The following is a 10,670-nucleotide window of genomic DNA, read 5'->3' on the forward strand; positions in this document are numbered from 1 at the left end:
GTTGCTGGACGCGGGCGCGTCGGCGTTCTGGCGCTTCAACCGCGACGTCGCGGTCGAGCTGGTCGATCTGCGCTTGCAGGCGATCGAGGTCGGCGGGCAGGAAATCCTGACGCGCGACAAGGTCGCGCTGCGGCTGAACCTGTCGGCGACGTGGCGTTATGCGGACGTGCTGCATGCATTCGGCCAGTTGCAGAAGCCGGTCGAACACCTGTATCGCGAGTTGCAGTTCGCGCTGCGTTCGGCGGTCGGCACGCGCTCGCTCGACGAGTTGCTGGAGGACAAGCAGTCGCTCGACGAGGTCGTGATCGCGCAGGTGCGCGCCCGTCTCGACGGTTCGGGCGTGGACGTGCGCAGCGTCGACGTGAAGGATATCGTGCTGCCGGGCGACATGAAGACGATCCTCGCGCAAGTGGTCGAAGCGGAGAAATCCGCGCAGGCGAACGTGATTCGCCGCCGTGAGGAAACGGCGGCCACGCGTTCGCTGCTGAACACCGCGAAGGTGATGGAAGAAAATCCGACCGCACTGCGGCTCAAGGAGCTGGAAACGCTCGAGCGCGTCGCGGAACGGATCGACCGCATCTCGGTGTTCGGCGGTCTCGACCAGGTGCTGAACGGGCTCGTCAGCATCAAGAGCACGTAATGCAGGCTCCGGCGCGATGCAGATGTGTCGCGCCGGTCCCGAAATGAATCAGGTGAAGCAAATGACCGACATGGATTATCAGGTGATGGAACTGGCGAACGGCAAGCCGGTGAAGATGTGGACGCAAGGTGTCGCCGTCGAGGACGAAGCGCGCGCGCAACTGCGCAACACCGCGCAGATGCCGTTCATCTTCGGCCACGTTGCGGTGATGCCGGACGTGCACCTCGGCAAGGGCTCGACGATCGGCAGCGTGATTCCGACGAAGGGCGCGATCATCCCGGCCGCGGTCGGCGTCGACATCGGCTGCGGGATGATGGCCGCGCGCACGACGCTGACGGCGGCCGACCTGCCCGATTCGCTTGGCGGGCTGCGCAGCGCGATCGAACGCGCGGTGCCGCACGGCCGCGCGCCGGGCCGCCGCGATCCGGGCGCATGGGGCGATCGCACGCCGGCCGCCGTGACCGACGCGTGGAAATCGCTGCAGCCGGGCTTTCAGCGCATCGTCGACAAGTATCCGAAGCTGGCAAAGACGAACCACTACGCGCATCTCGGCACGCTCGGCACCGGCAACCACTTCATCGAAGTGTGCATCGACGAGGCGGACCACGTGTGGTTCATGCTGCACAGCGGCTCGCGCGGCGTCGGCAATGCGATCGGCAGCCTGTTCATCGAACTCGCGCAGGCCGACATGCGGCAGCACATCGCGAACCTTCCGGACCGCAACCTCGCGTATTTCACCGAAGGCAGCCGGCACTTCGACGATTACGTCGAAGCGGTCGGCTGGGCGCAGGACTACGCGCGGCGCAACCGGCAGGCGATGATGGACGCGGTGATCGGCGCGGCGCGCGGCGTGATCGCGAAGCCGTTCTCGGTCGACGAGCACGCGGTGAACTGCCACCACAACTACGTGCAGCGCGAACGCCACTTCGGCGAAGACGTGCTTGTGACGCGCAAGGGCGCGGTGTCCGCGCAGAAGGGGCAGCTCGGGATCATTCCGGGCTCGATGGGCGCGAAGAGCTTCATCGTGCGCGGGCTCGGCAACCCGGAAAGCTTCTGCTCCTGCAGCCACGGCGCGGGCCGGACGATGAGCCGCACCGAAGCGAAGCGCCGCTTCACGGCCGACGATCAGGCGAAGGCGACGCAAGGCGTCGAATGCCGGAAGGACGCGGGCGTGGTCGACGAAATCCCGATGGCGTACAAGGACATCGACGCGGTGATGGCGGCCCAGCGCAGCCTCGTCGAAGTGGTGCATACGCTGCGCCAGGTGGTGTGTGTGAAGGGATAGCGCGGTGTGCGGCCGAGGGCCAGCGGCCGCGCACAACGAAAGGAAAACGACAACGATGAAAACCGACAAGGCAATGACGACCGTGCGCAGCGCGCATCCGATCGACCCGGCGGTGCGGGCACGCGTGATGGCGGAGCTCGCGGAAGTCGAACGTCGCCATGATGTATGCGTGCTGTTCGCGTGCGAATCGGGCAGCCGCGGCTGGGGATTCGCTTCGCCGGACAGCGATTACGACGTACGCTTCGTGTACGCACACCGGCGCGACTGGTACCTGAGCGTCGAACCGCAACGCGACGTGATCGAGCGGCCGCTCGACGACGAGCTCGACGTCAGCGGCTGGGAATTGCGCAAGGCGTTGCAACTGCTGCGACGCTCGAATCCGACGCTGCTCGAATGGCTCGACTCGCCCGTCGTGTATCGCGAAGATGCGCGCTGGGCACCGCGGCTCAGATCGCTGGCATCGGCGTTCTTCTCGCCGGTACGCGGGCGTCATCACTACCTCGCGATGGCAAAGAAAAATTTTCGCGGCTATCTGCAAGGCGACACGGTGCGTTACAAGAAGTACCTGTACGTACTGCGTCCGCTGCTCGCGGTGCGCTGGATCGACATGGGGCTCGGCATGCCGCCGATGCGCTTCGTCGATCTCGTCGACGGGACCGTGCACGAGCCGACGGTGCGCGCGGAGCTCGATGCGTTGCTCGCGCTGAAGGTGAGCGCGAACGAAAGCGAATACGGGCCGCGCCGGCCGGCGATCCACGCGCTGGTCGAGACGATGCTCGCCGATGCCGAACACGATCGCGAATACAAGCGGCCGTGGGGCGACGTGGCGATGCTCGACGCGTTCCTGCGCGACGTGGTCGACGGCCGATGAAAGTGAACGGCGCGATGCCTCCGGGGATCGCGCCATTTTTGCATCCGCACTCGTCCGATCAATGCAGGCGAGCAACGATCGTGCCCACGTACTACGTGTCGTCGTCACGATCGCGGCCCATCGCGGCGGTATACTCGATGCCATTCGGCACAGCGCGCCGCCGCATGCGCCGCAGCCTTCGACCTGCCCCGCCTGCTGACGATGCGCTTGCAGCCCGACATCTTCCGCCCGCCCATCCACAGTCGATACGAACCGTCATGTCGCACCGCCTTTCGCTCGCCATCGCCGCCCTCCTCGCCGTTTCCCCGTTCGTTGCCGAGGCTCGCCCGCTCGCGCGGCCACCGGTCGAACGCGACTTCAAGAACTGGTCGGTCGTTTGCGACAACGGCAACCGCTGCATTGCCGAAAGCCACGCGGACGATATCGATGACGCACGCACCAGCCTCATCCTGCGCGTGACGCGCGATGCCGGCCCGGATGCGCAAGCCTCGCTCGACATCTATGCGTCGGCGCCGCTGGACTTGCGTAGCGCGCGCGTGGATGGCCGCCCGTTCGATGCAATGGCGGCCCGATGGCATGCGTTCGGCGGCAAACCGGACGATGACGACGCGCACCCGTTCCGGATCCGGACCAACGATCCGGCAACGGTTGCCGCATGGCTCACCGCATCGCGCAATGCACAATTGCTGAGCTTCGGCGATCCGGCGTCGGCACAAACCGCCCGCACACCGTTGACGGGATTGAGTGCCGCGCTGCTGTTGATCGACGACACGCAGGGCCGTGTCGGCACCGTCACGGCGTTGCTGCGCCCGGGCACCCGGCCGGCGTCGGCGGTGCCCGTCGCACCGGCACTGCCACCCGCCGTCACGCCGGCCCCTGCCGTCGCAAACCTGTCGGCCGCGGAGCAACGGCCGCTCGTCGATGCGGTGCTCGCGAAGTTCGGCGGCGACGTGAAGCAATGTGCGGCCGATGTCGAAGACGAAATGCCGGCGAGCGATCGCAGGAAGGCGTCGACTGCCGTGGCCGTCTCCGCCGACGAAGCGCTGGTCGCGATACCGTGCCAGACCAGCAGCATGTATAACCACACCGACCTGTGGTATCGCGTGCGGCGAACTGCGCCCTACTCGCCGACGGCGATGAATTTCGGCGAGAACGCGAACGCGGGACTCGATTCGGCGTCGTTCGCAAACGAACTGACCGACGCCGGCTACGATTCCTCCAGCGCGACGCTGTCGAGCAAGGTCAGACTGCGCAGTGCCGGCGATTGCGGCTCGACCGCGTCGTGGGTCTTCGACGGCCGGCGCTTCGTGCTCAACGATATCGCCACGCACGGCGCGTGCAACGGCCTGTTCCAGGACCAGTGGCCGCGCCTGTATCGCCGGGCCGAGGCGGCCGGCGGCTCGCACTGACGTCAGATCACGTCACGCAGCACCGACGATCGAGATCGAGAACCCGTCCCATCCCTTCTGCCCGACCGTCTGCACGGCGGTCGTCGCGAGCGCCGGCTCGGTCGCGAGCCGCGCGAACCCGTCGCGCACGCCGACCACGTCCGGCTCGCGATTGTCCGGATCGGCAACGCGCCCGCCACGCACGACGTTGTCGACGACGATCACCGTGCCGGGCCGCGACAGCTTCAGCGCCGCGTCGAGATAAACGGCGTTGTTGTCCTTGTCCGCATCGATGAAGACGAAGTCGAACGGCGCCTCCCCGGCGTCGATGAGCCGCGCAAGACTATCCTTCGCGCTGCCGACCACCACCGACACGACTTGCGCGAACCCGGCGCGCGCGATGTTCTCCGTCGCGACCTTCGCGTGTGCCGGGTTCAGCTCGAGCGTCACCAGCGAGCCGCCCGGCGGCAATGCGCGTGCCAGCCAGATCGTGCTGTAGCCGCCGAGCGTGCCGACTTCGAGAATCCGTCGCGCGCCGCGGATCGTCGCGAGCAGTTGCAACAGCTTGCCTTGGTTCGACGCGACGTTGATCGCCGGCAGCCCGGCCGCGTCGCTCGCCGCGAGCGCGGCGTCGAGCACGGCGTCGGACGGCACGAGCGTCGCCGAGAAATACGCATCCACCTGGTTCCATCGATCCTGATTCATCGCGCACCTATCGTCTGCGGAAAAGGGCATTCTATGCGCCGCGCGCCCATAAGCAACCCACCATTCGTTCTAAGGGTAGCGGCACACGTGCTCCTATAATCGCCGGACGGCAGGCCCCCTCGACCTTCACAACAACAAACGGAGCACCCATGACCGATCAGGCCCATTCGAACTGGCGTCTCGAAACCATCGCCGTGCACGGCGGTTATCGTCCCGACCCGACCACGCGCGCGGTCGCCGTCCCGATCTACCAGACCGTTGCGTACGCATTCGACGACACGCAGCACGGCGCCGACCTGTTCGACCTGAAGGTCCAGGGCAACATCTACACGCGGATCATGAACCCGACGACGGACGTGCTCGAGCAGCGGATCGCCGCGCTCGAGGGCGGCATCGGCGCGCTCGCACTCGCGTCGGGGCAAGCCGCCGTCACGTACGCGATCCAGACGATCGCCGAAGCCGGCGACAACATCGTGTCCGCGAGTTCGCTGTATGGCGGCACCTACAACCTGTTCGCGCACACGCTGCCGCAATACGGGATCACCACGCGCTTCGCCGATCCGCGCGACCCCGCGTCGTTCGAGCCGCTGATCGATGCGCGCACGAAGGCGATCTTCGCGGAATCGGTCGGCAACCCGCTCGGCAACGTCACCGACATCGCCGCGCTCGCGGCAGTCGCGCATCGCCACGGCATCCCGCTGATCGTCGACAACACGGTGCCGTCGCCGTACCTGCTGCGCCCGTTCGAGCATGGCGCGGACATCGTCGTGCATTCGCTGACGAAGTATCTCGGCGGGCACGGCACGAGCCTCGGCGGCGCGATCGTCGATTCGGGCAAATTCCCGTGGGCCGAGCACGCGGACCGCTTCAAGCGGCTGAACGAGCCGGACGTCAGCTATCACGGCGTCGTCTATACCGAAGCGTTCGGGCCGGCCGCGTATATCGGCCGCGCCCGCGTGGTGCCGCTGCGCAACATGGGCGCGGCGATCTCGCCGTTCAACGCGTTCCAGATCCTGCAGGGGATCGAGACGCTCGCGCTGCGGGTCGAGCGGATCAGCGACAACGCGCTGAAGATCGCGCAGCATCTCGCGCGCCACGAGCACGTCGAATGGGTGAACTATGCGGGCCTGCCCGAGCATCCCGATCATCCGCTCGTCGCCCGCTACCTGTCGGGCCGTGCGCCGGGCATCCTGACATTCGGTGTGAAGGGCGGCCGCGACGGCGGCGCGAAGTTCCAGGATGCGCTGAAGCTGTTCACGCGACTCGTGAACATCGGCGATACCAAGTCGCTCGCGACGCACCCGGCCTCGACCACGCACCGTCAGTTGTCGCCGGCCGAACTCGCGAAGGCCGGCGTGAAGGAGGAAACGGTGCGGCTGTCGATCGGCATCGAGCACATCGACGACCTGCTCGCCGATCTCGACCAGGCGCTCGCGCAGCTTTGACCGCAACGGGCACGCCAGCCGCTTGCCGGTGCGTCCGCATCAAACCGCTTGACTCTGGAGCGGCTTCAAGGTGTTCAATCCCCGGTTGATGCCGGGGCGATGCCCCGGTGTGTACGATCGTGCGACGCAGCGCCCGCTGCGACACGCCACCCGCCGAGAGGACTCATGACACCGACCGCGAAGCTTCGCGCTGCTCACGTTACCGCCCGTGCTGGCGGCCTGTTTCGGCGCCCTTGCGGCCGCATGGCGCGCGCCCGGCCCGAAAACGTCGAGCGTGATCCAGCATTTCACCGGCGGCATCGTGTTCGCAGCCGCCGCGCTCGAACTGCTGCCGCAGGACCGCGCGCATGCGCTGTTTCCCGTCGTCGTCGGTTTCGTGCTCGGCATCGCGCTGATGCTGGCGATCCGCGCGCTGTCGGGCGCGATCGAGACGCGCTTCGAGGAAGCGCGTTTGCCGGTGAGCCTGATCACCGTCACCGCGATCGACCTCGTCGTCGACGGCCTGGTGCTCGGCATCGCCTTTTCCGCGAGCGACGAGAGCGGCATCATCCTGACCGTCGCGCTGACGCTCGAGGTGCTGTTCCTCGCGCTGTCGGTCAGCGCCGCGCTGGCCGCGGCCAGCGTCGGCCGCATGCTGGCGATCGTCGTGCCGGTCGCGCTGGCGGCACTGCTGAGCGTCGCGGCCGTTGCCGGCAATGCGGCGTTCGCCGGGCTGCCGGCGAATATCTATGCGGCGCTCCTGGGGCTGGGCACCGTCGCGCTGTTGTACCTCGTCACCGAGGAATTGCTGGTCGAAGCCCACGAGGTGCCAGAAACGCCGTTCGCGACGGCAGCGTTCTTCGTCGGTTTCATCGTGTTCTTCCTGATCGAAGGATCGGTGAAAGCCGGGTAAGCCGCGCACGACGGCGCGGCGCTTACCAGGTCGTCGCGCCGGTCGGATAGGTGTCGACGATGCGCGTGCCGTTGACCGGCGTGACACCCGCGTTGCGCAGCGCGGTCCACAGGTCGATCGCATGTTCGCGTGATTTTCGGCTGCCATCGTCGGTCAGCACGTTCAACGCGATCACTTCGTCGCGCATCGTCAGCTGCAGTTGCTCCTTCAGCTTGCGCGATTGATGCGACGCGGTACGGACCTCGCCGAGCACGATCCGTTTCTCGTCGCCCGCATCGGCCGGCACGAACGTCAACCGGCCGTTGTCGACCTCACATTGCCCGCGCGCGAACGTCGCGGTCCACGCACCGGCCGGCACGGCAGCAAATTCGCAGTGCATCCGCTCGTTCGCGCGGCGGCCGACGTCGTGCGCCGGCGCGTGCGACAGCGCACGTTCCGGCCAGCCGGCCGCCATCGCGGCCGTCGACATCAGGCACGCCGCCAGTACGATTCCTTTCACGACATGGCGCATCGCACGCTCCCTTCCGTAAAGGCGGCCGTCGGGCGTCATCCCGGTCGGCCGCGAATGAACGATCAAAGCACCGCGAAGCGGTTGTCGTGTGCATCGACCATCGGCGTCTTCTCGCCACGATGAACGGTCGAGCGATGAATCTCCTGATTGCGCGCGACGGCGGCCGGGCTCGCCGGATAGTCGTGATTCGGGCTCGGGATTACGCCGTCGTGGCGCGCACGCACGAGTTCCTGAATCACTTCCTGGCGGCTCTTCGGCTGCGCGGCCACGGCCTGCGAGAAGGCGGCAATCGACAGCGCGACGGCGGCAATGCCGATCAGCGGACGCGGAATGTTCATGGGATGGGCTCCCTACTGGAATTACGTGACAGGAGCCGTCACTTTGATCCCGCGGCGGTGCGGATGCGTGACCGCTTCATGACGCTTTCGTCACCGTCCACGCATCTTCTACATCGCAGTACGAATCGAAATCGCTGCATGTTTCCGCACGCATGACACCGCGATGACATTTTTCTCATTTGTCCCTCACCTCCACGATTCGAACGCTTTCCAGAATCGCCAGCGCAATCGCGATATGCCGGCCCGTCGCTGCCACGCGCGGCGCCTGCATCGAACGATGCACGAAACGTTCATCTTGAACTTCAGGGACACACCATGAAAACTCCAGTTCGAATCGTCATGATGTCAGGGGCGTTGCTGACGGCCGCGCACGCGGCTCATGCAACGGAAGTCACGCTGTACGGCCTGTTCGATACATCGCTGACGGTTGTGTGGAATGCCGATGCGCAAGGCAGGAACCTCGTCGGCCTCGGCAACGGCAACCTGCTCGGCAACCGCTTCGGCGTGAAAGGCGCGGAAGATCTCGGCGGCGGGCTGAAAGCGATCTTCACGCTGGAAAACGGCTTCAACCCGAACACCGGCGCGCTCGGGCAAGGCAACCGGATGTTCGGCCGACAGGCGTTCGTCGGGCTGGAAAGCGCTCGCTGGGGAACACTCACGCTCGGCCGCCAGTACGACGCGCTCGCCGATGTCGCGTGGCCGATCACCGGCGATTTCTACTTCGGCAGCGTGTACGCGACGCCCGGCGACGTCGACAACTACGACACGTCGTCGCGCACCGACAACGCGGTGAAGTACACGTCGCCCGTGGTCGGCGGATTCCAGTTCGTCGGCATGTACGCGCTCGGCGGCGTGGCCGGCAAGAGCGGCGCCGGGCAAACCTGGTCGGCCGGCCTGTCGTACAACCATGGCCCGTTCGACGCGGCGGGCGGCTACTACTATGCGGCCAACCGCGCCTCGCTCGCCAACGGCGTCCGGACCGGCTGGAACGGCACGTCGGACGGCACGTTCGACGGGTCGCTGGTCAACGGCGGCTACCTCTCCGCGAAGTCGATCGGCATCGCACGCGGCGCGTTGCGCTACACCTTCGCGCCGTTCACGATCGGTATCGACTACAGCAATGCGCAGTACAAGGCCGATGCGATGTCGGCCTTTCGCAGCACGCAGAAATACGACACCGCGCGCGGGTTCTTCAACTATCAGGCAACCGCGAGCCTGCTCGTCGGCGTCGGCTACAGCTACACGAAGGCCCGCGGCGATACGAGCGCGACCTACCATCAGGTGTCCGCCGGCGCCGACTACGTGCTGTCCAAGCGCACCGATCTCTATGCGGTCGGCGCATGGCAACGCGCGAACGGCGAACAGCGCACGCTCGACGGCGGCACGCAGGCGGCGCAGGCGTCGATCGGCTCGTACGGCTACGGCGGCACGCGCACGCAGGGCATCCTCAATCTCGGTTTGCGCCACCGCTTCTGAGCGAGGCAACCGACCCTGCGCGCTGCGTGACGAAAATGTCATGTTCCGATCAGCTTCGCGATGCGTCGCGTCGCTACGATCGGCACGGTATCGGGCCCTGCCCGTTCCCGTCCACGCAGCGGGTCGCTGCCGCACGGCACGATCACGCGTTAGGCCCGGGCTCGTCGAGTGCCGGGCCATTTTTTACGCGCGTCCGACGCTCACGGCGCGGAATCGCGCGGCGGGTACACGCACGGATGCGTTTTCACGTACAGGTTCGGATTGCCGCAGCGATGCCCGGCATAGTCGACTTGCTCGCCCGGCGCCAGGTCGGCCGGCACGGTCTTGCGCGCGGCACCGTAAGTGGCCGTGGTGTCGGAACGTGTCGATGCGCAGCCCGCGAACAGCGGGGCAATCAGGGCTGCGATCAAGGCGAGGCGAATGGCGGGACGAGGCAATTTTCGGTCCGGAATGAAGGTCTGAACGGCGCCGCCCGCGATCGATGCGGCTGTCGCGATCGGCACGAATGCCGCCGGCGCATCGGCCAACGGCAGGCTTCATGTTCCGCTCCCCGCTCATCGCATCCATGACGCGAACATGACGGTTGCGTCATGTCGACCGAGTCCGCATGACGCCTTCTTGCCCCCCACAATCTGACGCATTTTTCATCTCGCGATCACGATCACGCACGGCTGCTTTCGCATACTGGGTCCACGGTTCGCCACCCGGCGGCCCTGATCAAGGAGAACACTCGATGAAAACGGCAAAACTCGCAGCACTGTTCGTCACCGCCACGCTGTCGCTCGGCATGGCCACGCAGGCCGCGTTCGCCCAAACGCAAGCGCAGGGCAAGTCCCGCACGCAGGTGGTCAACGAACTGAAGCAGGCGCAGCACGACGGCGTCGTGCCGATCAGCAAGACGCAGTACCCGCCGACCGGCGAGATCGTCGCGCGCAACAAGGAGCTTCACGGGATTTCGGTGCATGGCGGCGAGAAGAAACCGCAGACCGACAACCACGACAACCTGACCGCGAAGCAATGATGGCGGGCCACATGGCCGCGGGCAGCGCACCGCGCACGGTCGCCTCGCGGCGAACGCGCGGGCGTTCCCGCCCGCGCTGTCAGGTGCCGATGGCGGCC

At 66.6% G+C, this 10,670-nt stretch carries 11 protein-coding genes and 1 pseudogene; 8 read left to right on the forward strand and 4 right to left on the reverse strand.

Annotated elements, in window-relative coordinates; translation table 11 throughout:
- The 4 genes from H3O04_RS29985 to H3O04_RS30000 all read left to right on the forward strand — a co-directional run.
- The coding region (locus tag H3O04_RS29985) for a slipin family protein (protein ID WP_202589053.1) at window positions 1–640 on the forward strand (640 nt) is incomplete at its 5' end.
- Window positions 641–701: 61 nt separating this feature from the next.
- Window positions 702–1,925, forward strand: coding sequence for an RtcB family protein (locus H3O04_RS29990; RefSeq protein WP_272929904.1), 1,224 nt, complete (start codon window positions 702–704; stop codon window positions 1,923–1,925).
- A gap of 55 nt (window positions 1,926–1,980) precedes the next feature.
- Complete coding sequence (locus H3O04_RS29995; RefSeq protein ID WP_202589054.1) at window positions 1,981–2,796, forward strand: nucleotidyltransferase domain-containing protein; 816 nt, start codon at window positions 1,981–1,983, stop codon at window positions 2,794–2,796.
- Window positions 2,797–3,053: 257 nt separating this feature from the next.
- The gene (locus tag H3O04_RS30000) at window positions 3,054–4,205 is read left to right on the forward strand and encodes a DUF1176 domain-containing protein (protein WP_202589061.1); all 1,152 of its coding nucleotides are present in this window, start codon (window positions 3,054–3,056) and stop codon (window positions 4,203–4,205) included.
- A gap of 12 nt (window positions 4,206–4,217) precedes the next feature.
- On the opposite strand, the gene H3O04_RS30005 is transcribed toward H3O04_RS30000, so the two are convergent.
- A complete protein-coding gene (locus H3O04_RS30005) occupies window positions 4,218–4,889 on the reverse strand; it encodes an O-methyltransferase (RefSeq protein ID WP_202589055.1) in 672 nt (223 codons plus the stop codon).
- Between the two features lie 149 nt (window positions 4,890–5,038).
- On the opposite strand from H3O04_RS30005, the gene H3O04_RS30010 reads away from it, so the two are divergent.
- Both H3O04_RS30010 and H3O04_RS30015 read left to right on the forward strand, forming a co-directional pair.
- Window positions 5,039–6,334, forward strand: a complete 1,296-nt coding sequence (locus tag H3O04_RS30010; RefSeq protein ID WP_202589056.1) for an O-acetylhomoserine aminocarboxypropyltransferase/cysteine synthase family protein — start codon at window positions 5,039–5,041, stop codon at window positions 6,332–6,334.
- Window positions 6,335–6,499: 165 nt separating this feature from the next.
- Window positions 6,500–7,226 (forward strand): annotated as a pseudogene (locus H3O04_RS30015) (ZIP family metal transporter).
- Window positions 7,227–7,248: 22 nt separating this feature from the next.
- Here the strand turns inward: H3O04_RS30015 and H3O04_RS30020 are convergent.
- On the reverse strand, window positions 7,249–7,737 hold the full coding sequence (locus H3O04_RS30020) for a hypothetical protein (protein WP_202589057.1): 489 nt from the start codon (window positions 7,735–7,737) through the stop codon (window positions 7,249–7,251).
- A gap of 62 nt (window positions 7,738–7,799) precedes the next feature.
- Window positions 7,800–8,075 (reverse strand): DUF4148 domain-containing protein, encoded by a 276-nt coding sequence (locus H3O04_RS30025; protein ID WP_069230756.1) that lies wholly within the window; start codon window positions 8,073–8,075, stop codon window positions 7,800–7,802.
- Window positions 8,076–8,390: 315 nt separating this feature from the next.
- Between H3O04_RS30025 and H3O04_RS30030 the strand changes: the two genes are divergently transcribed.
- Window positions 8,391–9,551 carry a porin gene (locus H3O04_RS30030; protein WP_202589058.1) on the forward strand — a complete coding sequence of 387 codons (1,161 nt, stop codon included), beginning with the start codon at window positions 8,391–8,393 and terminating at the stop codon, window positions 9,549–9,551.
- Between the two features lie 200 nt (window positions 9,552–9,751).
- On the opposite strand, the gene H3O04_RS30035 is transcribed toward H3O04_RS30030, so the two are convergent.
- On the reverse strand, window positions 9,752–10,078 hold the full coding sequence (locus H3O04_RS30035; RefSeq protein ID WP_202589059.1) for a hypothetical protein: 327 nt from the start codon (window positions 10,076–10,078) through the stop codon (window positions 9,752–9,754).
- A 206-nt stretch (window positions 10,079–10,284) separates the two neighbouring features.
- On the opposite strand from H3O04_RS30035, the gene H3O04_RS30040 reads away from it, so the two are divergent.
- The gene (locus H3O04_RS30040) at window positions 10,285–10,572 is read left to right on the forward strand and encodes a DUF4148 domain-containing protein (protein WP_175769076.1); all 288 of its coding nucleotides are present in this window, start codon (window positions 10,285–10,287) and stop codon (window positions 10,570–10,572) included.
- The last annotated feature ends 98 nt before the right edge of the window (window positions 10,573–10,670 follow it).

The organism is Burkholderia sp. KCJ3K979, from assembly GCF_016759955.1.
Lineage (GTDB): Bacteria > Pseudomonadota > Gammaproteobacteria > Burkholderiales > Burkholderiaceae > Burkholderia > Burkholderia orbicola.

Bases quoted from the DNA above. Each gene is read 5' to 3' on its own strand.
- H3O04_RS29990 (WP_272929904.1), top strand. From the start codon at position 702: ATGACCGACATGGATTATCAGGTGATGGAACTGGCGAACGGCAAGCCG.
- H3O04_RS29995 (WP_202589054.1), top strand. From the start codon at position 1,981: ATGAAAACCGACAAGGCAATGACGACCGTGCGCAGCGCGCATCCGATC.
- H3O04_RS30020 (WP_202589057.1), bottom strand. From the start codon at position 7,737: ATGCGCCATGTCGTGAAAGGAATCGTACTGGCGGCGTGCCTGATGTCG.
- H3O04_RS30030 (WP_202589058.1), top strand. From the start codon at position 8,391: ATGAAAACTCCAGTTCGAATCGTCATGATGTCAGGGGCGTTGCTGACG.
- H3O04_RS30040 (WP_175769076.1), top strand. From the start codon at position 10,285: ATGAAAACGGCAAAACTCGCAGCACTGTTCGTCACCGCCACGCTGTCG.
- H3O04_RS30000 (WP_202589061.1), top strand. From the start codon at position 3,054: ATGTCGCACCGCCTTTCGCTCGCCATCGCCGCCCTCCTCGCCGTTTCC.
- H3O04_RS30010 (WP_202589056.1), top strand. From the start codon at position 5,039: ATGACCGATCAGGCCCATTCGAACTGGCGTCTCGAAACCATCGCCGTG.
- H3O04_RS30025 (WP_069230756.1), bottom strand. From the start codon at position 8,075: ATGAACATTCCGCGTCCGCTGATCGGCATTGCCGCCGTCGCGCTGTCG.
- H3O04_RS30005 (WP_202589055.1), bottom strand. From the start codon at position 4,889: ATGAATCAGGATCGATGGAACCAGGTGGATGCGTATTTCTCGGCGACG.